The sequence below is a fragment of the Alcaligenes sp. CHO6 genome (genome assembly GCF_037120595.1).
GTDB classification, from domain to species: domain Bacteria; phylum Pseudomonadota; class Gammaproteobacteria; order Burkholderiales; family Burkholderiaceae_B; genus Alcaligenes; species Alcaligenes ammonioxydans.
This window is the reverse complement of sequence record NZ_JBANCI010000001.1, coordinates 160,653-183,141: the sequence shown is the minus strand read 5'-3', so window position 1 is coordinate 183,141 and position 22,489 is coordinate 160,653. Positions and strand designations below refer to the sequence as shown.

Genomic DNA, 22,489 nt, shown 5'->3' with positions numbered 1-22,489 from the left:
CAAAACACAATAGCGACTCGCACAAGCCTAAATAGCTTGATAGCTCTTGAACGGTCCGGCCATCAAGCATTGAGCCTGGTTTTGTACCACGGAATATCAAAAGGCGGCCTCAGCAGGCCAGGCTCTGTCGGTCCATTCTCCGGCGAGTGCCGCCTTTAGGCCAGATCGCCTTGCAAAACCCCCTTGCTGACGACCTCACGCCCATCCAGACTCACGGTGCAATTGCGCATGGGGTAGTCAAAATGGCAATCAGAAAAACGGCCTGCAGCGGGATTCGCTCCGGTAGAGAAAAGGAAGTTACCGGCAAAGGCACGCAACTCGGTTCCGTTGGTATCGCGCTTGTCGTACATGGCCATCGAATCCCAGCGAGCCGCCGGTGCCATGCCCCAGCCCACGTGACTGACGGCATAGGCATCCTTGTCGTTCCAGCTGGCGTAATAAGAACGGATCAAATCAGCGTCTACACCCTTGCCCTCAATCGCCACGACATAATCATTTTCGATACGCAGGGTCACGGACGACTCCAGATAGCGCTTGAAGGTCAGGTTCACATCTCCGCTATCGAGCACCAGCGTCCCATTCACACTACCATTGCTGGGGTAGCAAATGCACAGACCTGCCGGCCAGTATCCAAAGCTGCCCGGTTTGTCGGCAATCCCGGCGCTGCCGCGTCCAATCACCCCCTCCAGGCTGACTGTCAGATCCGTGCCGGCCTCGGAGCTAATGTGCATGACACTCGCATCGGTAATCAGCTTGCCGCCAAGATCGCACTTGCCTTGCAGGTAAGGACTGGGTTTGACCCGCTCCAGAATCTCGGGGTGCTCGTCGCTAATCATCATGATGCGGGCCCCTTTGGCCAGCAGTGCGGCACGCTCGGGCGAATGCAGCAGCCCTTCTACGGTGCAGTCCACGATGAACTGGCTGCCTGCCAAAGCCTGGACTATCGGGTCCATGCCTTCCAGAGCCAAGGAAGTCCCAGTCGAGCGCAGGGCAATATTGCTTTTCAGTCGTGGCGAGACCAGTTTCACATGACAAACCCGTGCCCCCATTTGCGTCAGGGCCAACTCGGCCAGCTCGGCCAGCACAGAGCGCGATTGCGTCTCGGACAGCACGACTGCCATTTCGCCGGGCTGCACCTTGCACAGTCCAAACACTTCTACAAAATCAGCAATCCACTTGCCTTCAATATGCTCACGCAACATCTCACTACTCCTTGAAAATTCAAAAAAGGCGCTGCGCGGCTTTTTCAGCCGGGCGGCGCCTCTGCACATCAGTCGTGCAAATCCTTGCCCTTGGTTTCAGGCGAGGCAATCGTGGCCCACAAAGCCAGAACACACAGGCCGATCAAATACCAGTCAAAAACCTGCTTTTGATTGATCGAATGCAGCCAGGCTTGCAAATAGGGAGCAGTCCCGCCCGTCAAGGCACCGGCAACCGAATACGGCAGCCCCATGGCGACCGCACGGATGCGTGTCGGGAACTGCTCAGGAAAAAAAGCGGGCATGATGGCGGTAGGGGCCGAGATCAGAAGCATGCCGCCCATCATGAATACCACCAGACGCCAGATCTCGCCCTGTCCGCCGGTCAGCACCATCGTCAATGGAATGATGCTGATGATTGAACCGATGGAAAAAAAATACCAGTTCACCTTGCGACCGAAACGATCGGAGAACGCCCCCCAGAAGATCAGGCACAAGATCAAAAATATATTTGCTCCTACGCCCACCCACATCACCTTGGCAGCAGGCATGCCCAGGGAGGTGATGGCAAAGGTCGGCGCCATGATGGCCCAGACGTAATACAAGACGGTGCCGCCTGCCGACAAAGCGAATACACGCAAGCAGGCGCTGCGGTACTTCCAGACCTCGGCCCAGAACACGCGCGCGCCAGGGCGTGCCGTTTTGCCCGAGGCTTGTGCTGCAGCCTGACGGGCTTTGAACATGGGGGTTTCATCGAGCTTTCTGCGCAGATACAGCGCATACACTCCCAAGGCACCCCCCAATACAAAGGGAACACGCCATGCCCAGGCTCGAACGACCTCCTCCCCCAGCAGACTGGTCAGGCAGGCACTGAGCAAGACCGCGGCCAGCACGCCAATTGTGACAAACACAAAAACAGAGGACGACCACAGCCCGCGTTTATGAGCGGGCGCCATTTCCGTGACATAAGTGAAGGAAGAAACCACCTCACCACCATGACCAATCCCTTGTAACAAGCGCCCCATCAACAAGAACAAAGCGGCAATCGGCCCCACCATGTCATACGTGGGCGCAATGCCGATCACCAGACTGCCCAACGCGGTAATCAACATGGACAAGGTCATGGTGAACCGTCGTCCCTTGCGGTCGGCCAGCCAGCCAAAAAAGATGCCTCCCAGAGGACGCATGAAAAAACCAACGGCAAATACTGCCAGCGTGCCCAGCAATGCGGCCAGCGGGTCCTCGCTATGGAAAAACTGCTTGGCAAAATAGGCGGCAAAAATCGAATAAGCCGTCCAGTCATACCACTCCAGGGCGTTGCCCGCCCCAACCCCCAAAATAACGCGTCGACGCTGCGCGGCAGTCATGGGCTGCTCGCGCAAAGATGATGTAGGTGCGTCCAAGAGATGTCCCCTTCACTGTGATAGTTATGCTTCTTGTTTTTTGTTGTTGATCCGGCGGCTTAGGCCACCAACTGCGTGAAACGAGAGCGATGGAAGATCAATGGCGAGACTTCGCGCTCGATCTGCACATCGTGGATAAGCAATTGCACGGCATCGTGGTCCCCAGCCGGATGCACTTGAAAAACACTGCAGTCAAACCAGACTGATGCCCCTTTTATATGGACGGCCCCCTCCTCGGTCAGCTCGACCTCGACATCGCTGAAGCGGCTGTCCTTATCCGGCCCGGCCAGCTGACGACAAATAGCCGCATGTTCAGCACTCAAAATGGATACCCCCAGACGCGAGGCGCGAGACAGCAGCGCCCAGGTCGAGGAACTTTTCTGCACAAAAAAGGCAGCCAAAGGCGGGGCTAGCGAGACCCCTACGGAAAAACTGGACGCAACAATGACGTGCGGCTTGCCATCGAGCACGGCTGCAATGGCTGCAACCCCCGACGGAAAATGCCCGAAGGCTTCGCGTACCGCCCTGGCCCCCAACCCACTTATGCTTTCTTTCATGACGATGACCCTGCTCAGGCGTTAAAGAACCAGAACCCAATAGGTGAAGAGCGTTCCTAGCGCTCACTCACCTGAACTCAATTCTGTTTCGATCGTCATTTATTTGCAATAACAAATTTGCTTTTACTAGGGTTTGTTTATTGATTTTAGGTATTAACCCTATGAAAAAACGTCGTTTTAAAAGCTATAGACCTATACAATTTATATAAATTTTATTGCGTATTATCTTTCTCGATTATTTATTTGCAACAAAACAAGCTATTCTGCAAAGGACAATATGTACCTGCATATCGTTTTGATGGCGCCCCACGCCCCCATTAAGCCCGAGCTGGCATCTACACTGGATCACGCTTTTATCCGCATACGGCAAGAGTGCCCAGGGATAGAACGCTTTGAGTGGGTGCCAAATCTGTCACGCAGCTCCGCACGCTACAGCCATGCTCTGCTATCGGTATTCCGCTCCCAGGAAGCGCTGGACGCTTATAGAGAAAGCGACGCTCATCAGGCCATGCTGGAGGCCATCACCCCGCACATTCAGGACATTGTGGTGCTCGATAGCGTGCTGGAGGAAAGCTTGCCCTAAAACGCCTGAGCGCCCGCTCAGGTACATAGCCCCCCCTGCAAGTCCCAATCCGACAACGCTAGCGCCGCTGGGGTACGCACGGTAAAATGGCTCGCTGCAAACCTACTATCAAAAATGGGTAGCCATCCGCCCCACCACCGGAAAACAGAATGAAAGCAAGCATCGCGATTGATGAGTTCATCGCCAGCCGCGACCATGGCGAACACGAACAACTTGCCCCGCATCATTACATTCTGACGCTTTATGGTTTGTTCGCCCGCCCCGCCGGCATCACCATCCCCGTGGCCAGCGTCGTTCAGTTGCTGTCCGATCTGGGCGCAGAGCCCTCCAGCGTGCGCTCTGCCATCTCACGACTCAAGAAAAAAGGCGTGCTGATCAGCCAGTCGGCCGCCTCAGGAAAAGGCTATGCCTTGGCCGCCGAGCTTGAGCCTCACATGCAAGCGGGCGACGAACGGATTTTCTCCTCGCCCTCCATGAATATCCGCGACCCTTGGCTCCTGGTCTCTTTCTCCGTTCCCGAAAGTGAGCGTCAGAATCGCCACAAGATTCGAACGGGCCTGTCACGGATGGGGTTCGGCACGGTAAATGCTGGCTTGTATATAGGCCCGGCTCGCTTGCAGGCCGAAGCCGTGGAGTACATCCGCGAGCACCAACTGTGGCCTTATATTGAGCTGTTCACCTGTGAGCCTAGCGGCCTGAGCGATATTCAGGAAAAAATCTCCCGCTGGTGGAATTGGGACAAGCTGGCTAATGAGTACCAGTCTTTTTTGAACGCGTATCAGGACGAGGTTGAAGTCTGGCAAACCGCTTTGCGCCAAGGCACGGGCGACCCTCTGGAAGCCTTCCGCCTCTATATGCCGATGGTGACCCGCTGGCGCCGACTGCCCTTTCTGGACCCCGGCCTGGCACCCGAGCTGTTGCCAGACAACTGGGTAGGCAATTCGGCCCGCAAACTGTTTGGTGACTTGCATCGACTGCTGAGCCCCTTGAGCTCGCAACACGTGCAGCAGGCCATTCCAAACTGGAAGGCCCGCGGGACGGACTAAGTCCACTCCTTTCGTTACGCCCCTGCAAAGCGAGCGATGTCACCCATCAAGTCCTGGGCGACACGCTCAAACCGCTCCAGCGTCACCCCCTGCATCATGGGTGCATCCTGCCAGGCCTGGAAGTTGCCAAACTGGAACGGCAAATCAAAACAATGCCCGCTGAACACAGCCTCCAGCGGGCTTTGTTCCGTGAAGTCACTCCAAATCACAGAATGCCCCGCTGCCTTCAAACTGGCCGCATAGTGCGTGGGAAAACGCTGAAATTGCAACCATGACGAGGCTGCAACAACTTGCCGATACGGCGTCAGGCCCGACCCCGCTCCCTGATACATTCCATTTCGTAACAGAATGGCGGGCAAATCCCCCACAGGCCATTCACCCAACGCCTGATCAACCTGCTCTTGCGTCGCCTGCCGATGAAAAGGCACGTCAAAAAAGAACACCGAGGACTCTTGGGCAGTACAGCGCAGATACACCGCCTGTGCATGGCAGGCGTGCGCCGCCCAGTCAGGATTCCATAAATCCGGTGGCATCCCGGCACTGATCACAGGCAAGAATGCTGACGGAGCATGAGCCAAACGTGGTGGTTCTTTGTCCAAAGCCATCATGCCGTGCTGCATCACGATATCCACATCCGCGGTCAGCCACTGATCGCCCAGGCTTTGTCGCACGCGTTCCGTGGTTTTTCTTTGCTGCTCGGGCGACCATGGCGTGCGCGTTCCCATGCTGAGCAAGGCCACACGATCAATCCAGCCTCGTGTGGACTCCAGCACGCTAAGCAAATGCGCGTACCAGCCACCCGCCGACTGCCCCATCAAGGTGATCCTGTCCGGATCGCCACCAAAGGCGTGGATGCGATCCTTCACCCATTGGAGCGCCAAGCGCAAATCGGCTGCCGGCAAGGGCAAGTCGTCCGCTTGTGCATCACCCAAGTGCCCCAAGGCACCGAGGCGATAATTCACATTGACCACCACCATGCCCTGCGCTGCCAGACGGGTGCCGTCATACCAGTCCAAAGAAGCGCCGCCACTCATCCAGGCACCGCCGTGGATAAAGAACAGCACGGGCAGACCTTGCGCTTGGGCAGGTGCCCACACATTCAGAAAATATGCGTCTTCAGATTGCGGATTGGCACTGCCTGCGCCCATGACCGCAGCAAGACGGCTAGGGCGCTGCGGAAAGACAGGCACCTGATCCAGCGATGTCGCTGCCATCCGCCCGATCGCCGCCTGCGCCGCTTCAAAACGGCGCGTGCCTTGGGCGTAACGCAGGCCATACCAGGCCTGCACTTTCACGCCATCGGCACGACAACGACGCGAGGGGGCATGGATCCGCAATGTCGCCGTCATGGCTTAAAGCTTGTTGGAAATATAAGGCGTACCGGTCATGCCGTTGCCGTGAAGCTCGTAGCCCATCGGTGCCGTAATCGAAGCATGGCGAGTGCCTGTATTGATATCGCGCCACATGCGGCCCAGCAGACTGTTTTCCGCAAAGGAGGCAGTGCCATGCAACCAGCACAGATTATTCACCGCATCCACCAGTTCATGCCCAGCATGACCGATCCCGGCGCGGTGGCGGGCACGCAGCGCCAAGGGCATGGGCACTATGCCAGAAGCAGCCGCATCAATCTGCGCTGCAGCGCGCTCCAACAATAAACGCGCGCTATCAATCTGAATACTGGCTGCCCCCAGGTTCTGAACGAACGCCCCTGAGTCCGACTGTTTCGTGTAATGGGTGTAGGTAATGCCACGCTTGCCACTGACGCCGCTGGTGAAATCCATCGCGGCCTGAGCCGCACCTAACGATGGCGCTTGAATGCAGGTCGACATGGTCAAATGCGGGGTCAAACGACGGCCAAATGTGGCCAGAGGGTCTTGCTCCTGTACATCCCCCATCAATTGCTGAAAGGTAATCAGTCGCTCTTTAGGCACCCACAGGTTTTCAGCCACCATCGTGTTGGAGCCCGAACCGCGCATACCGATGGTGTACCAGGTATCCTGAATTTCAAACTCATCACGACGCATTAACACAAAGCCCACGGTGGGCTCGGCCTGCTCGCTTTCTTTAATGAACAAAATCCCAAGCGCCCAGTCCGAGTGATTGCTGTTCGAGGCGAAGGGCCACTTGCCTGTGATACGCCAGCCTTCGCCGTCGGGCCTTGCTGTGCCTTGGGGCTGGGCAAAGATAGACGCAGCGCGGATGGGGCCATCCGCAAACACTTCATCCAGCATGGCATCGCTGAAACGATTGGCAAGCATCACCGAACCATTTGAAATCACCACACACCAGGCGGCCGCCGGATCGTAATAGCCCACCGCGCTGGCGCACTGTAACAGCATCTCGGCCCCACCCTCGTAACCACCGTAACGCTTCAAGGCTGAAATACGCCAGGCTCCGGTGGACTCCAAAGCTTGAACCGTCTCGTCTGACAACACGCGATTACGGTCAGCCTGAGGGGCCAACTCGCGTAGCAGCGGGCCGATGTCGTGGATACGTTCCAGAATCTCCTCTGTCTCCTGACGGGACGGGGCCTGCGTGACGATCGTCCGCTCACGCTCGACAAGCAATGGTGCTCCTGTGATAGCCATAACCGCTCCTTAGAATTATTTGATATTTCAAATTTATAGCCATCGTTAAATAATCGCAATATTAATAACCAGAAAAACATACAAAAAACCTTGTTTTATTGGGTTTATAGGGGTATTTACCTAGTAAAAATTACAATTCATCCGCCGTTTCAATTGCATAAAACTAACGATCAAAAATAGTTTGAGCACAAAAGCAGAAATAAAAAAGGCGCAGAACAGCCTGCCAAAGCATGGGACGAAAAAAAACCGCCGACCCGAAGGTCGGCGGTTTGTCATGTAGAAAACTGGCTTAAAAGCCTGTTTTCATTACATGTTTTCGATCATCACGTCACCGAAGCCGGAGCAGGACACTTGGGTCGCACCTTCCATCAGACGGGCAAAGTCATACGTAACTTTGCGCGAGGTGATGGATTTTTCCATGCTGGAGATGATCAGATCAGCAGCTTCTGTCCAACCCATGTGACGCAGCATCATTTCAGCAGACAGGATCAGCGAACCTGGGTTCACGTAGTCTTTGCCAGCGTACTTAGGAGCCGTACCGTGGGTAGCTTCGAACATGGCTACGGAGTCGGACAGGTTGGCGCCAGGAGCGATACCAATACCACCCACTTGTGCAGCCAACGCGTCGGAGATGTAGTCGCCGTTCAGGTTCAGTGTGGCGATAACGTCGTACTCGGCAGGGCGCAGCAGAATCTGTTGCAAGAAGGCGTCAGCAATCGAATCCTTGACGATGATCTCACGACCGGTCTTGGGATTCTTGAATTTGCACCATGGGCCGCCGTCGATCAGCTCGGCGCCGAATTCTTTTTGAGCCAGTTCGTAAGCCCAATCACGGAAGCCACCTTCGGTGAACTTCATGATGTTGCCCTTGTGAACGATCGTCACGGAAGAGCGATCATTGTCGATGGCGTACTGGATGGCCTTGCGCACCAGGCGCTCGGTACCTTCGCGGGACACGGGCTTGACACCAATGCCGGAGGTATTGGGGAAGCGAATCTTGTTCACGCCCAGGGTGTTTTGCAGGAAGTCGATCAGCTTCTTGGCGTTTTCGGACTCGGCAGCAAACTCGATACCAGCGTAAATGTCTTCGGAGTTTTCGCGGAAAATGACCATTTCGGTCTTTTCTGGCTCACGCACAGGCGAAGGAACGCCCTTGAAGTAGCGCACAGGGCGCAGGCAGACGTACAGGTCCAGTTGTTGACGCAGGGCCACGTTCAAGGAACGGATGCCACCGCCAACGGGAGTGGTCAGAGGGCCTTTGATGGAAACAACGTAGTCTTTAACGGCATCCAGGGTTTCTTCTGGCAGCCACACGTCGGAACCGTATACCTTGGTGGATTTCTCGCCGGCGTACACTTCCATCCATTCGATCTTGCGCTTGCCACCGTAAGCTTTGGCAACGGCAGCATCGACCACTTTGATCATGACTGGCGAAATATCCACACCCGTACCATCACCCTCGATGTAAGGAATAATGGGTTGATCGGGAACATTCAGGGAAAAATCCGCGTTAACTGTAATTTTCTGCCCCGACGCGGGGATCTTGATATGCTGATAGGACATGGATGCTCCAGTTGTGCTCCAATATTAGGGATAGCTAAACACGGAACGCTTTCGCGTTTCCGAAGTCTTATATAAGAGTTTAACTTAATTCGCGCGTATTCAGGCACCTGTAAACTCAAAGCTTGCCAAAAATGCTTGCATTCTTGACAACTTATCTATTCTACACGGCCCCGTTTGCCGCTTGTATGGGCCTATCGCCTACACAACTGGACGCCACTGACGCAGCATCCGTACCGATTTCCTGACCCTTTTTTCTTGATTCCACCATGTTCAACCCCTCTCGCGAACAGGTTCGCCAATTTTTCATCGAAGCCTGGGATAAGCACCAGAGCGGTCATCTGTTGACGGCTCTGGAGACCATGGCGGTGGATCTGGTGCAACAGCACCCCGAATACCACGAAGATTTGCGCAACGCCGATGCCCTCAACCAGGACTACTCGGTCGAGCAAGGACGCAGCAACCCCTTCTTGCATCTGTCCATGCATCTGGCCATTAATGAGCAGCTATCCATTGATCAGCCACCCGGCATCAAAAACGCCTACCAGCGCCTATTGGCCACGCACGACCCACATGCCGCAGCCCATATCATCATGGAAGCGCTGGGCGAAGTCATCTGGGAGGCACAACGGCTGGGCACACCGCTGAACAACGAACGCTACATCGAACTCATCTTGCGCCACAGCACGCGCGATTAACAGCGCCACGCCTCTGCGCCGGGTAATGCTTACTTGCGGGTGCTCAAGGGACCAGGCTGGCGCGAGAGCCAGACTGACACGCTGTCAATGTCGGCCTGACTCATGGTGTTGGCCATGGCGCCCATGACGGCATTTTTGCGAATGTTAGAGCTGGCCGGCGCCCCCTTTTGTCCACGCTGATAAGCCATCAAGGCCTGACGCAGGTAATCTGCATGCTGACCGGCCAACACAGGGTATTCAGGGTTCAAGGGGGTTTTCGCGTCCTCTCCGTGACAGGATGCGCAATTGAGTCTCTTCCAGGCTTGCCCACCTGCCGTAACCAGATCGTCGGCCGCCATGGCTTGAGCGCCCGCACCGGCCATCAATCCCACCAGCACCAGCACGACTGCTTTTTTCATATCCACCTCCCCGTCCTTAAGGTTTGATGGCCGCGTAGTACGCGGCAATATCGGCCATGTCCTGCTCTGACAAACTCTGGGCAATGGCCTGCATGGTGGGGAAGGTTCGGGCACCACTGGCGTACTCTTTAAGCGCTGCTTCGATGTACGCGGCTCCTTGCCCGGCAATCATGGGGACGTGATAGACCTCGGGAAAGCTGGCCTTGTAACCGGGCAAGCCATGACAGCCTATACACATGGAAATCTTGTCGCGCGCCGCCTCGGGATCGGCCTTGATCGGCGCGGAATCCTGTGCCTTGGCTGCCCAGGGCAGGCAGGCGCTTGAGGCCAGAAGAAAGAAAGAGACATACCGCTTCATTTGCAACTTCATCATCGCTATTCGCTTTGTTGTGGAGTTGAAAACGGTCTGGGTCAGGCTCTGCGTCCATTGCAGCAAAAGGTGAAACAACGCGACACCTGGCTCTGTGATGCTGACCGACGAGTACTGAGTCGATTGTATGATAATTGCCAAGGATGACTGATACTAGTATTTATACCCGAGTTTCTATTCTTGACAGATCAACATTTTAAGTACAAGTTTGAGCCGCTTTATGACTACTACGACCCGTTTTGAAGGCACCGATCAATACGTTGCCACCGATGATCTGAAGCTGGCCGTCAACGCCGCGTTGACACTGCAGCGTCCGTTGTTGATCAAAGGTGAACCTGGCACCGGCAAGACGCTGCTGGCCCTGGAAGTGGCCCGCGCCTTGGGCCGCCCGCTACTGCAGTGGCACATCAAGTCCACCACCAAGGCACATCAAGGCCTGTATGAATACGATGCGGTCTCGCGTCTGCGCGATTCGCAACTGGGCGATGAAAAAGTCCGCGATATTGGCAACTACATTGTGCAGGGCACACTGTGGCAAGCCTTTGAGTCCGAAGAGCCGGCCGTCGTATTGATCGACGAGATCGACAAGGCCGACATCGAGTTCCCCAACGATTTGCTGCAGGAGCTGGATCGCATGGAGTTTCATGTTTACGAGACTCGCCAGACCGTCAAGGCACGCCATCGCCCTTTAATCATCATTACGTCCAATAACGAAAAAGATCTGCCCGACGCGTTCCTGCGCCGCTGTTTCTTTCACTACATCCGTTTCCCCGAGCGCGAGACCATGGAACAGATTGTGGCCGTGCATTACCCCAATCTGCGCAGCGACATCCTGGCTAGCGCCTTGGATACTTTTTTTGCCTTGCGCGAGGTACCGGGGCTGAAGAAAAAGCCCTCCACCTCGGAGTTTCTGGATTGGCTGCGTCTGCTGCTGGCCAACGACATTCCTGCCGAGGCCCTGCACGAACTGGACGAAGGTCTGCCCCCGATGGCCGGAGCCCTGTTGAAAAACGAACAGGATCTGTCCTTGATGCAACGCCTGGCCGCCATGAGCCAACGCAGCCAGCGCAGGAGCTGATATGCAAGCGAGCGCTTTCTCCCAGCCGCTTGCCCCCCTGACACTGGAAGGATGGGGAGTGCGACTTGAGCCTTTGCAGCTGGCGCATGCGGAACTGCTGGAAGCCGCCGCGGCCGACGGCGAGCTCTGGAATGTACGGGTAACCAGCGTGCCCGCCCCCGGCCAGGCCCAGGACTATGTCAAAAAGGCATTGGACGGTCTGGAGCAAGGCCATATGCTGCCCTTTCTGGTACGCGATCTGACGACGGCACGCGCCGTCGGCACCACTCGCTACCATGACATTGTCGCGCCAGTGGCCCGGCTGGAAATTGGCTACACCTGGTACGCACGCAGCGCGCAGCGCAGCCATGTCAATACAGCGGCCAAGCTACTTTTGCTGCAACACGCCTTCGAGACCTTAGGGGCTGGCGTCGTGGGCTGGCGTACCGATCATCTGAACCTCAAATCCCAACAAGCCATCACTCGCCTGGGAGCGCGTTTTGATGGGCGGGTTCGCCACCATGCCCTCCGCCGCGACGGTACCATCCGCGACACGATGTTCTACAGCCTGATGGCAGGCGAGTGGCCCGACACACGCGCCCACTTGCTCGACAAACTAAGGCAGCACAGCCATGTTGCTTGATTTTTTCTACCACCTGCGCGAGCGCGGACTACCGGTTTCGATCCAGGAGCACCTGACCCTGCTGGACGCCCTGTGCAAAGGCATCATGCCGCCCACCCTGGACGATTTCTATCATCTGTCCAGGTTGGTGCTGATTAAAGACGAAACGCTGTACGATCGCTTTGATCTGGCCTTTGGCGAGTTTTACCAGCCACAACTGGAAGCGCTGGCCAAAGACAAAACCTTGCCGGAAGATTGGCTGCGCAAAACGCTGACGCGTCATCTCAGCCCCGAGCAAAAAGCCGCTCTGGAAAAGCATGGCCTGGACAAACTGCTGGAGATGTTCAAGGAACGTCTGAAAGAGCAGCAGGGACGTCACGCGGGGGGCAGCAAGTGGATTGGCACCGGCGGCTCCTCGCCCTTTGGCCACGGGGGCTACCATCCCGAAGGTATCCGTATCGGTGGCCCATCGGCCGGCAATCGCACCGCCATCAAGGTCTGGGAAAAACGCGAATTCGTGGATTACGATGACCAGCAGGAGCTGGGCACTCGCAACTTCAAGATGGCCTTGCGTCGACTGCGACGCTTCGCACGGCAAGGTGCCGCCACCGAACTGGATCTGGAGAGCACCATACGCGAGACCGCCCGTAATGCGGGCATGCTGGATCTACACATGCAGGCGGAGCGGCAAAACCGCGTCAATGTGCTGATGTTGCTGGATGTGGGCGGCAGCATGGATGACCACATCGCTCAGGTGGAATCTCTCTTCTCGGCGGCCCGCTCGGAGTTCAAGCACCTGGAAGCGTATTACTTCCATAACTGCGTGTATGAGTCGGTATGGCGACACAATTCACGACGGCAAAGTGAACGACTGGATACCTGGGATTTGCTGCGCAAGTACAACGAGGACTGGCGCATCATCATTGTGGGCGATGCCACCATGAGCCCGTATGAAATCATGGCGCCTGGCGGCTCGGTCGAGCACTACAACAAGGAGACCGGCGCGGCCTGGCTGCAAAGGCTCAACGACCACTGGCCCCGCATCGTCTGGCTCAACCCCGAGCCGAAGGCTTACTGGCCTTACCGCCAGTCCATCGCCATCATCCAGAACCTGATGTCCGATCACATGTACCCCGTTACCAGCGCAGGGCTGGAAGAGGCGATGCGGTACTTGTCACGCTAGCGTCAGCCTTCTATCAAGCAGGAAACAAAAAGACCCGGGTTTCGGGTCTTTTCAATCAGCTGTAAAAAACCCGCAGAGCCATGAAACCATGCGGGTTTTTCTTCACATTTTTAAAATGGAGCCATCAGCGCCCTTTCTGCCGCTGCAACATCCCTGCCCGTTGCTGCTCCAGTTCCTTGATCTGCCGCTGCAATTCACGCAGCTGCTCACGCGCCTCCCGTTCCTGCTCGGCCAGGGCCTGTGCCTCACGGCGCGACTCCTCACGCTGGGCAATGGCCAAGGCTTCCTGCTGGCGCTGCAAAGCCAGATCGTTTTGCAAAACCGTCAATTGGTCTGCGCTTTCATTGAGTTTCTTTTCTGCATTGGCCACTTCTGCCTGCAGCTTGATGCGTTCCAGATCGGCGGCAGCAAAATCAACCGTATCCTGACGGTACTGGGTGTACATGCGTTCAGCCAGGGATTCGTCCGTGGTCTTGAAGACACGCCAGAACTCACGCTGCTGGAACAGAGCCACGTAGTAGGTCATGGTTTCGGCCGAGAACAAGAGACTGGCTCCAAAGCGACCGTTGTAGGCCGTGCGCAGCTCCTGTACCCCACGCGCCTGGATCAACTGCTGCAACTGGGCCACGGTGGTGTTCTGATAAGCTGGTGCTGCTGCTGGCGCAGAGGCAGGCTCGGCTGCCGCGACCGGGGCCACTTCCTGGACTTCCTGCTCTTGGGTTTGCGCCACCACGGGACGCTCCGGCTCCTGGACCAAAGACACCGAGCTGCACGCCGACAATAAAAGAAGTCCGCCCACGGACAGCAACATAGCCGTCTTCTGACTAAGGTTCACCATACCCATCCCTTGTTAATCAATTTTTTGTGTTTAGCTTGATACACAGAATCAGCCCCGTATTCTAAACGCGCGATGTCGCGTCTTGTGCCTTTATGTTGAATTTGCGCATCTTTTCCCACAACACTTTACGGGAAATGCCTAAAACAGCCGCCGTGTCCTGGCGCCGCCAGTTCTGCGTGTCCAGCACAGCGATAATGCGGGCGCGTTCTTCCTGCTCCTGAGCACTGAGGCTGATGGCCGGCTCGGGCCGTTCCAGAATGGTCGCGCCTTCGGGCAGGGCCGTCGCCGGGGTCCTGACCGGCGCATTAAAGCGTTCGAGCACCTGCCGCAACTGCACGGACTCCCAGGCTCCGAACTGCTTGCTCATGACCGCCACGCGCTCCACCAGATTGGCCAGCTCACGCACATTCCCGTTAAAGCGCATGCTGCCTACGGCATCCAGGACCCACTGGGGAATGTCCTCGACATCACACTCCAGAGCCTGCTCCAGCAGGGCACAGAAAATAGCAATTTTTTCTTGCGGGCCCCGCTGCTCCAGGTTCGGGACCAATAGTTCCACCACCGCCAGACGGTAATACAGGTCCGCACGGAACTGACCCTGCTGTACCAGTCCCAACAGGTTCTTGTTAGTGGCGGCCACCATCCGGAAATCCACCGGAATCACTTGCGTTGATCCGAGGCGCGTCACAGAACGCTGCTCCAGTACACGCAGCAGCTTGACCTGCTGATGCAAGGGCAAATCTCCGATCTCATCCAGAAACAAGGTTCCCTGGTCGGCTTGTTCAAAATAGCCCTTGTGAGCTCCGATTGCGCCGGTGAAAGCCCCTTTTGCGTGACCGAAGAAATGCGCTTCGAACAAGCCTTCTGGCACCGCTCCGCAGTTCACGGGAACAAAAGGGCCTTGGGCACGCGAGGAGCGCTCATGCAGCAATTGGGCAATGCGCTCCTTTCCCACCCCGGTTTCCCCATGGATCAGCACGCTGGCCCCGCTGTCAGCATACATATCCGCCTCGGCAATCAGGGCCCGCATCACAGGCGAGACGGCCACCAAAGGCTGTGGCCCACCCCGCCCTTCCCGCTCGAGCTGTGCAGTCAGTCCGGCCAGTTTGGCCACTAGCGTACGCAACTCGGCTGGACTGAAGGACAAGGGTAATGTGTAGGAATACGCCGAGGGATAAAAGCGAGGGTCGTAGCCCCGCTCCTCCGACGCCACCCAGATAACCGGAATCGCATGCTCCACCAGCCACTGATGCTGCTCGAACCGGCCCTGCGCCATCACACTGACCGACACCAGCGCGACCGCATGGCGCGTGGGATGGCGCTCGGCGTCCAGTACCAGGGACGGCTCCACGCGCATGACCGCGACCGAGCTGGGCTCCATGGCGCGCTCAGCGCGGGTCACCAGGTCAGAACTCCCCTCCCAGACATACAAAACAGGCTCATTACCCATAAAGCTGACACTCATTGCCGTGCTCGCCTCCCGCCTTATTGCACCAGATAGGCAGTACCACACTGCACATCATGAAGTTTCACATCGGCCTCGACCAGACTGAGGCCCAGCAGTTTAAGCAACTCCTCCAGCAACAGGCTCAAGCCCTGCAAGACTGGGTCCAGCAAGGCAACGACCAGGCTCAATACCGCGCCGACCAAGTTGGAATCCTTGAAAACCAACAGTTCCACGGCGCCGGTACGGCACTCACGCATGGCTGTCTGGCCCCCGATTCCACCAATCACACAGGCCAGATCACTTAAGGGGGCCCCTAATAACGTGGTGAGCAAATTATCGACAAAACCCAGGGTCCCGCCCAGTACACCAATCAAGCCGTTCTGACTCATGGTCCGGGCCAGTTGGTCCATGCGTTCCTTGGACCAGTTCATCTCGTTGACGACCTCAGACACGGAGCGCCCCGCCCCATCCCCGACCAGACTCTCGGCCATCTGGCGCTTGCCAGAGGCGCCACTCCAGGGCGTGTTGAGCAAATCGCCCAAAATGCCCGACAAGACCGCGTCCGAGAGCAAACGCACGCTGCGGGACAGATCCAGTTGAGTGGCGTTCACGGTCTTTTCGGAGGGTTCGCCCGGCGGCGCGGTCAGTGTTACCTGAACGGGATTCTTGGTATCAATCAAGGGCAGGGTCACTTTGGCGGTCAAGGGCAAAATACCGAGCACATTAATGACGCGATGACGCTGAATCTGCCCGAAAGAGTCATCCTTGCAACTGTTGCTGGTAGAGAAAAAGTCCGAATGCGGGAACTTGCCCAGACACACGTTCACCAGCGAGGAACTGACCGCGATCGTGGCTTGATTTTCAGCAATCGGGGCGCGGCAGACATTCACCAGTTCCCCGGTTGCTTGGGACAGTTCGATAATAATAGGCAGACTCACTTCGGTGCCCAGCACTTTCAGGATCGGGCCCGCCAGTGGAATCTTGGAGCTGTCCAGATTCACATACACCCGCACTCCCGCCGAGTTTGCCTTGGTGCCTACGCCACCCATGGCAATGCTGGGCGGCTCCACCACCCGCACCCGCAAGTCCAGGGCGTTATTGAACATATTGGTCAGGCTCGAGGGCAAGGCCGTCAGGTTCAAATCAATCAGATTCTGTCCATTGGCCACCACCAGCCCGGTATTGACCAGTTGCAGCACATCCAGATTCACATTCAACGCTGACAAGGGGTCCACCCCGTTGATCAGGGCCAAGATGCCGCCCTCGCCCAGCAATTTGACTGGCAAATCCAACGGCCCCACCCCAAGCAGCAGCCTGATGTAATCCTGCAAAGCGCCCACATCCAGGCCCAATGTCTTTTGCTGATCCAGCAAATCCAGACTGGCACTGAGCAAATCAGCCAGAGTCAGCCGCTCCAGACGGGCCAGCTCCTCAGGCGTACCCACACCGGCAATCACCGTTGCCGGCAGGCCCAGTGCCTTCAACAGTCCCGACGGGGTGATCTTGGCATTGACCAGTCCGGCCGAATCCAGCACCGTCAACTGATCGGGACGCAGGCCCACGCCACGTAGCAGGTTATAGACCAAGCCGTTGCGTTTTAAGGACAACAGACGACTGCCCACCGAAAACGTGGCCACCGGCTCACTGTTCCTGGCCGTGGCCACAGCCTCAATCACCGGAGAAGTATAAAAAGGGAATAAGGAAGGCGGCTGATAGCTCAACTTCACTCGCACCGCGTCCGCCGGCAAGGTGGGAACAAAGCGTTGTGCCGGCTCGCTATAGCTGCTATTCCATTTCCCACACAGAACGATGACCCCGTCCCCTTTCAAGGCGGCAGCCGGTGAATCTGGCTGGCTACGCAGGCTGAATCGGGCCATGCCCTCACCCTGCTGGCAACCAACCTGATCCCCGGAGCCCAGGGCCTGTGCTCCCGCGAGGGCTGCCAGATCCGCGGCATTTTGCAGACTGCGCTTCACGTAGAAACTGTGTCCCACATGGGCCGCCCCCAGCAGCACCACCCCGACCAGCAGTGCAGCGGCCGCGGGCACAATAATTGAGCCTTGCTGCTTGTGCGCCGGTTCACCCTGGGTTCGCGTTCTTCCCCATTTCATCTCGCTCTCCTGACCCGCCCTGGCCTCGCAGGCCTTAATCGCCACTGTTGGTTTTGATGCGCTCTGTCATGTACTCAGGGATGGGATGCTTAAAGCTGTTCAAATAGCGCTCCCAGGCCAGATTGGCGGCGGCTCCATGCACAGGCAGCACCTGACCTTCACGCTCAGGGTCCGCCTGCATACTGAGCAGGCTGCGAGTATCCGGCCCCACTTCCAGACGCGGTGGAATATGACGACGTTCGTTCTGTACATGCACGGGCAACCCTTCTACTTCTGGCCAAGGATGCACCTCCTTGTCAGTCAAACGGTACGTTTCGTAAGGCTGTCGTGGCGCTGACGTGGCCGCGGGCGGCTCATCGGCAGGCACTGCCGGCGTGTGAACGCCCTGATTGCCGGCGGCGACCGCAGGGGCATTGAGCGGATAAGTCCTTGTGCCAGAGCCCATGGTGCCGGTGAGCGGCGCTTGTGTCTGCGCCCACGCGCCCGTGGCCATCAACAAAGTGCAGCAGGCCAAAATTCGGGATCGATTCATTGCGATATCCTTGAAAAAACGGCAATCAATTCATTGAAGAAGGCACAGAGCCCAGGCTCTCGAGCAAGGGCCGGTTCAGGCCCGCTTGGGACGAAGAAACCACGGCCGGGACTACACGCGATGCCGCCTGCGGCGGTGACGGCACAGCGCGATTACCCCCCTGAACCGGCCTGATCGAGGCGGACGGACGCAATGCCACCGCCTGGACACGAGCCTGTTCATCCCGGGTCGCCTCGGCCAGATACTGCTCCTGCTGTTTTTGCTGTTGCTGACGCGCGTGCAGTTGTTCGAGCTCCTGCCCGATTTGCTCGGCCATTTGAACCACCGCCTGTTGGGTCGCGGCATCCATACCGGCTTGCTGCATGACAAAACCAGCGCGTTGCGTCTCCTGACTGACCAGTAGATACAAAGCCATATTGCTCAGAATCTTCGGGTTCTCCGGAGCCAGCTCGGCCGCCTTGCCCAAGGCCAGGCGCGCTTCCTGAGGTCGGCCGGAACGCAGATAGGCGTAAGCCAGGTCACTTTGCAAAATCGCATTGGTCGGATCTCGCCCGGCAGCCTGTTTGAGAAAATGGGCGGCCTGTTCAAAGTGCTGTTGTGAGCCGGCAATCAGCCCCAAACCTTGATATGCCCTGGCGGCAACCGGTGTGTTGAGCAGCGCGTTAAAGGTGTGCGCGGCTTGCTCAAGCTGGCCGGTTTGACGCTGGGCCTCCGCTCGCAACACCATGATCTCAGGGTCGGCCCCATACTCTTTTTCCATGGCCTCGGCATAAGCCAACGAGGCAAAATACCGCCCTTGCGTCTGCGTCTCTTGCAGCATGCGCACGGCCATCTGTCTGTCGGTAGGCTTGCGCTTTTCCCAGTGCTCAATTTCCTTGCTCTGCAAAAAGGCCTCCTGTTCCTGTTGCTGACGCACCAGTTCGTAGGCAGAGTCCGTGGTAGAGCACGCCACCAGCCAGGTGCTGCTCAAGCCCAGTGCAGCCCAGCGCAGCACGGGACGAATCCAAGTCGATATCTTCATCACAATCATCCTCCGGCCACTTGGCTCAAGCCACGGAACAAAGCCAGAAAGCCTGACCCTGCCGTAATAATCAATAAAGCAGGCAGCAAGGTCAGGACCATGACACCTGTCATCTTCACGGTTAATTTGCCTACCTTGGCTTTCAGCTCCAGACGTCGTTGCTCGCGCAAACGCACACCAAAACGGTGCAAAGGTTCCTGCATGGCGCCACCATGCTGATCCACCTGCACAATCAAGCGGCAGATCACGGCCAGATCCTCGTTGGTAAAGCCGTTGGCAATCCGCTCCAATGACTGCTCGCGGGTACGGCCGCGGGCATATTGTTCGACAGCGATGGTCAGCTCTGAACCCATAACCGGGATCACATCGTGAAATTCGCGCTCAATAGTATGCAAGGTCTGGTCCATCGACAGGCCCACTCCCTGCAGCAAACGCAGCAGGTCTACAAACAAGGGCAGCTCGGTCGCGATACGCTGGCGGCGTTGTGACACACGGCGCAACAACCACCATTTGGGCAGCATCCAACCCAGTGCAAAACCGATGAACACCGACACAAAGGGCACGAAGTCATTGAGTTGGCGGGTCATCGGCAGCAAGCTGAATACAAGGATCAACACGACGCTCAAGCCCACTCGACTCAAGACAAAATATTGACGCGCCACATCCAGCTGCCTGAAACCCGCATTGGCGATCAACAAGCGGTCTTCCTCGCTCAGCAAACTGGAGCCGAAGCGGCCTTTGAGCCAGCGCTCCCCCAGACTGCCCGCCTGCATCTTGATTTGTTCCACCGTCTGGCGAGACTGACTGGGCGTATGCCCCCCCTGTGGTGCCCCTTTCAGTCGCTCATCGACCACCTGGCTCAAGCGCAGAGCCTGCTGGCGCTGCTGCCAATAGTGATGCAACCACAAAGCCAACAGGATCAGGCCGGCCAACGCACACGCCACCGCGGCCCAGACCAAAACAGTTTGTGCTTCCAAGGCCATCATGTCTTGCTCCTAGACATTACGCGCCATCCAATACAGCCAATAACAGCCCACACACTGCAGGACCGCTGCAAACAACAACATGCGAAACCCCACCGGGTCATTCCACATGGTCAGAAAAAGCTCGTTATTGAACATCAGGATGTAGACGCCGATCAGGATCGGCAATAAAGCCAGTATCCAGGCCGACAACCGCACTTCCGCCGACAGGGCCACCAGCTCGCTGCGGGCGTTCTCCCGGTCACGCATGAAGCCGGCCATCCGTTCCATGGTCTGATCACTGCGCCCCCCAAAACGCATCGCCACACTAATGACTGCAGCCACCAGAAAAAGCTCATGCAAGCCGTGCTGACGCGAGACCGTACGCAAGGCCACATCCAGATCCTGACCGGAGCGATGTAAGGAGTTGGCATCTTGCAGCACCTGACCCAAAGGCTGTGGCGTGTTGTCGGCTGCATTCAGAAATGCCGCTCCCATGCTATTACCGATGGTGATCAGGCGCACCATCAAGTCCAGAAAATCCGGGATCTGGGAGACGATCTTGCGGTGACGCTTGTCACTTCGAAACCAGAGGTAGGTGTAGGCGCCCAAAACGGTCGCAATCAGCATGGCCAGGCCAGCCACCGGGCCGACCAGAGCCAAAAGAAGCGCGGGCGGGACCAGTGTCCCGAGCAGAAGGATCAGATAGAAACGACGCGACGGCTGAATCCCTGTGCGCAACATGAACTCGCGCCAGCCTTTGGGCGCAGCCAGCCAGGCATCCTGAGCGGCAGGCTGGGCCCGTACGCTGCTTTGAACGGCAGGACGCAATGCCAACTGCTGTTCAAGCACTTGTGCCGAGCGCCGGGCCTGCTGGCGCTGAGCGCCTTTGGCCCAGAGCAACAAAGCGACCAGCATCAAGATGACCGCCGCCAAGGCGCTATACAAAGCCATCATTTAGCGTCTCCAATCCCAGAATCCGCCACCCTCCTTGGGCGCATTTTCCTGAGCCTGAACCTGCTCATTGGCCAGTTGATCGCGATACTGCATCAGCTTGCGCGTATGTGGGTGAATGCCCAGGCTGACCCAGCGATCCTGTTCGGTGCCGTCATCGAGCACATAGGACTCGTGGCGATACAGCTCTTGCATGGCGATGACACCATCGCCCATGCCGGTGATTTCCGTGATGGACAAGACCCGGCGTTTACCGTTGGGCAAACGACCGATTTGAATGATGAAGTCCAGCGCACTGGCAATCTGCCGACGCAAACTGTCCTCACTGCCCTGAAAGCCGGCAAAACCGGCCAGCATTTCGACTCGGTAGACACATTCGCGCGGCGAGTTGGCATGGATTGTTGCCATGGAGCCTTCGTGGCCGGTGTTCATGGCCTGCAACATATCGATTACCTCGGCCCCTCGCACCTCGCCCACGACGACCCGATCCGGGCGCATACGCAAGCTGTTGCGCAACAGTTCACGAATCGAGATTTCACCACTGCCGTCATACCCGGCCTGACGCGCCTCCAGCCGCACCACATGGGGATGGTTCAAAGCCAGCTCGGCGGTATCTTCCACCGTCACCACCCGTTCTGTTTTGGGGATGTAAAACGCCAGTGCATTTAACAAGGAGGTTTTGCCCGAGCTGGTGCCACCCGAAATCAGGATGTTGCAGCGCGAGGCTACGGCGGCCTGCAACAGACGGTCCACCGGCTCATCAAACGCCCCCAGTCGCAGCAAGTCTTCTGGTTTGAGCGGGTCCTTGCGAAACTTGCGGATAGACACCATGGGGCCATCGACCGCCAAAGGATGAATCACCACATTAAGGCGACCACCATCGGGCAAACGGGCATCGACCATGGGCACGGATTCATCCAGCCTGCGCCCCAAAGGGGCCAGAATACGGCGCACAATGCGCAGCACATGCTGATCATCGGTAAAGCCACTGGGTTCACGCTGCAGAACGCCACCGCGCGAGACGAACAACTTGTCATGACCGTTGATCAGAATGTCTTCAACGCTAGGATCTTCCAGCAAGTCCTCCAGCGGCCCCAGCCCTGCCAGTTCGCGGGTCAAGGCCTGGACGATCTCCCGAACCTCCTGTTCGTTGACCGGCACCCGTTTCAAACGAACAAAGCTGGCCAGCTCAATGCCAACAAAATCCTGAATGGCCTGCCGTGTCCAGCGACCAAACTCGGCTCCCAACTCCTCGATACGAGCCAGCAAATGTTCATGGGCCTGTTCCCGGACCTGAATCAGGTCGGGACGCCCACCGAGCAATGAAGTATTGTTCATGCCTTACTTTTCCATGCTTGGG

General features: G+C 57.3%; 22 protein-coding genes. 6 read left to right on the top strand and 16 right to left on the bottom strand.

Annotated elements, in window-relative coordinates; all coding sequences use genetic code 11:
* Nucleotides 1–155: 155 nt before the first annotated feature.
* The 3 genes from V6936_RS00835 to V6936_RS00825 form a co-directional block, all read right to left on the bottom strand.
* Complete coding sequence (locus V6936_RS00835; RefSeq protein WP_003801102.1) at nucleotides 156–1,202, bottom strand: hypothetical protein; 1,047 nt, start codon at nucleotides 1,200–1,202, stop codon at nucleotides 156–158.
* 68 nt (nucleotides 1,203–1,270) lie between these two features.
* The gene (locus tag V6936_RS00830) at nucleotides 1,271–2,602 is read right to left on the bottom strand and encodes an MFS transporter (protein WP_237714414.1); all 1,332 of its coding nucleotides are present in this window, start codon (nucleotides 2,600–2,602) and stop codon (nucleotides 1,271–1,273) included.
* A 59-nt stretch (nucleotides 2,603–2,661) separates the two neighbouring features.
* Nucleotides 2,662–3,159, bottom strand: coding sequence for a flavin reductase family protein (locus V6936_RS00825; RefSeq protein WP_003801104.1), 498 nt, complete (start codon nucleotides 3,157–3,159; stop codon nucleotides 2,662–2,664).
* Nucleotides 3,160–3,436: 277 nt separating this feature from the next.
* Between V6936_RS00825 and V6936_RS00820 the strand changes: the two genes are divergently transcribed.
* Complete coding sequence (locus V6936_RS00820; RefSeq protein ID WP_003801105.1) at nucleotides 3,437–3,742, top strand: Dabb family protein; 306 nt, start codon at nucleotides 3,437–3,439, stop codon at nucleotides 3,740–3,742.
* 149 nt (nucleotides 3,743–3,891) lie between these two features.
* Nucleotides 3,892–4,788, top strand: a complete 897-nt coding sequence (locus V6936_RS00815) for a PaaX family transcriptional regulator (protein ID WP_003801106.1) — start codon at nucleotides 3,892–3,894, stop codon at nucleotides 4,786–4,788.
* 14 nt (nucleotides 4,789–4,802) lie between these two features.
* Here V6936_RS00815 and V6936_RS00810 read toward each other — a convergent pair whose 3' ends face one another.
* The 3 genes from V6936_RS00810 to icd form a co-directional block, all read right to left on the bottom strand.
* Nucleotides 4,803–6,137, bottom strand: coding sequence for a carboxylesterase family protein (locus tag V6936_RS00810; RefSeq protein WP_131070797.1), 1,335 nt, complete (start codon nucleotides 6,135–6,137; stop codon nucleotides 4,803–4,805).
* Nucleotides 6,138–6,140: 3 nt separating this feature from the next.
* Entirely contained in the window at nucleotides 6,141–7,376 is a 1,236-nt protein-coding gene (locus V6936_RS00805) for an acyl-Coa dehydrogenase type 2 domain-containing protein (protein WP_003801110.1), read from the bottom strand.
* Between the two features lie 306 nt (nucleotides 7,377–7,682).
* Nucleotides 7,683–8,939 (bottom strand): NADP-dependent isocitrate dehydrogenase, encoded by a 1,257-nt coding sequence (gene icd / locus V6936_RS00800; protein WP_003801112.1) that lies wholly within the window; start codon nucleotides 8,937–8,939, stop codon nucleotides 7,683–7,685.
* Between the two features lie 266 nt (nucleotides 8,940–9,205).
* Here icd and V6936_RS00795 point away from each other — a divergent pair, with 266 nt between their 5' ends.
* Nucleotides 9,206–9,634, top strand: a complete 429-nt coding sequence (locus tag V6936_RS00795; protein ID WP_003801114.1) for a DUF1841 family protein — start codon at nucleotides 9,206–9,208, stop codon at nucleotides 9,632–9,634.
* 29 nt (nucleotides 9,635–9,663) lie between these two features.
* On the opposite strand, the gene V6936_RS00790 is transcribed toward V6936_RS00795, so the two are convergent.
* Both V6936_RS00790 and V6936_RS00785 read right to left on the bottom strand, forming a co-directional pair.
* Entirely contained in the window at nucleotides 9,664–10,032 is a 369-nt protein-coding gene (locus V6936_RS00790; protein ID WP_003801116.1) for a c-type cytochrome, read from the bottom strand.
* 16 nt (nucleotides 10,033–10,048) lie between these two features.
* Complete coding sequence (locus tag V6936_RS00785) at nucleotides 10,049–10,390, bottom strand: c-type cytochrome (RefSeq protein WP_193353488.1); 342 nt, start codon at nucleotides 10,388–10,390, stop codon at nucleotides 10,049–10,051.
* A gap of 232 nt (nucleotides 10,391–10,622) precedes the next feature.
* Here V6936_RS00785 and V6936_RS00780 point away from each other — a divergent pair, with 232 nt between their 5' ends.
* The 3 genes from V6936_RS00780 to V6936_RS00770 are packed head-to-tail and all read left to right on the top strand — an operon-like array spanning nucleotide 10,623 to nucleotide 13,264.
* Nucleotides 10,623–11,480, top strand: coding sequence for an AAA family ATPase (locus tag V6936_RS00780; RefSeq protein ID WP_003801120.1), 858 nt, complete (start codon nucleotides 10,623–10,625; stop codon nucleotides 11,478–11,480).
* Nucleotide 11,481: 1 nt separating this feature from the next.
* Nucleotides 11,482–12,102, top strand: coding sequence for a GNAT family N-acetyltransferase (locus V6936_RS00775; protein ID WP_131070798.1), 621 nt, complete (start codon nucleotides 11,482–11,484; stop codon nucleotides 12,100–12,102).
* Nucleotides 12,092–13,264 carry a vWA domain-containing protein gene (locus V6936_RS00770; protein ID WP_059318026.1) on the top strand — a complete coding sequence of 391 codons (1,173 nt, stop codon included), beginning with the start codon at nucleotides 12,092–12,094 and terminating at the stop codon, nucleotides 13,262–13,264. The genes V6936_RS00775 and V6936_RS00770 overlap by 11 nt, the downstream gene beginning before the upstream one ends.
* A gap of 124 nt (nucleotides 13,265–13,388) precedes the next feature.
* Here the strand turns inward: V6936_RS00770 and V6936_RS00765 are convergent, their stop codons facing one another.
* The 8 genes from V6936_RS00765 to V6936_RS00730 all read right to left on the bottom strand — a co-directional run bounded on the left by V6936_RS00765 (nucleotide 13,389) and on the right by V6936_RS00730 (nucleotide 22,467).
* On the bottom strand, nucleotides 13,389–14,075 hold the full coding sequence (locus V6936_RS00765; RefSeq protein ID WP_003801125.1) for a DUF2968 domain-containing protein: 687 nt from the start codon (nucleotides 14,073–14,075) through the stop codon (nucleotides 13,389–13,391).
* Between the two features lie 88 nt (nucleotides 14,076–14,163).
* Nucleotides 14,164–15,567: a sigma 54-interacting transcriptional regulator gene (locus V6936_RS00760; protein ID WP_003801127.1), complete on the bottom strand. Its 1,404-nt coding sequence runs from the start codon at nucleotides 15,565–15,567 to the stop codon at nucleotides 14,164–14,166.
* A gap of 20 nt (nucleotides 15,568–15,587) precedes the next feature.
* Entirely contained in the window at nucleotides 15,588–17,660 is a 2,073-nt protein-coding gene (locus V6936_RS00755; protein WP_336579252.1) for a pilus assembly protein TadG-related protein, read from the bottom strand.
* A 34-nt stretch (nucleotides 17,661–17,694) separates the two neighbouring features.
* Nucleotides 17,695–18,192, bottom strand: coding sequence for a DUF3613 domain-containing protein (locus tag V6936_RS00750; protein WP_219234988.1), 498 nt, complete (start codon nucleotides 18,190–18,192; stop codon nucleotides 17,695–17,697).
* A 25-nt stretch (nucleotides 18,193–18,217) separates the two neighbouring features.
* Nucleotides 18,218–19,213, bottom strand: a complete 996-nt coding sequence (locus tag V6936_RS00745; RefSeq protein ID WP_059318062.1) for a tetratricopeptide repeat protein — start codon at nucleotides 19,211–19,213, stop codon at nucleotides 18,218–18,220.
* A gap of 5 nt (nucleotides 19,214–19,218) precedes the next feature.
* Nucleotides 19,219–20,199 carry a type II secretion system F family protein gene (locus V6936_RS00740; protein ID WP_003801131.1) on the bottom strand — a complete coding sequence of 327 codons (981 nt, stop codon included), beginning with the start codon at nucleotides 20,197–20,199 and terminating at the stop codon, nucleotides 19,219–19,221.
* Nucleotides 20,200–20,208: 9 nt separating this feature from the next.
* Entirely contained in the window at nucleotides 20,209–21,132 is a 924-nt protein-coding gene (locus V6936_RS00735; protein ID WP_003801132.1) for a type II secretion system F family protein, read from the bottom strand.
* Nucleotides 21,133–22,467, bottom strand: a complete 1,335-nt coding sequence (locus V6936_RS00730; protein WP_059318031.1) for a CpaF family protein — start codon at nucleotides 22,465–22,467, stop codon at nucleotides 21,133–21,135.
* Nucleotides 22,468–22,489 lie beyond the last annotated feature (22 nt).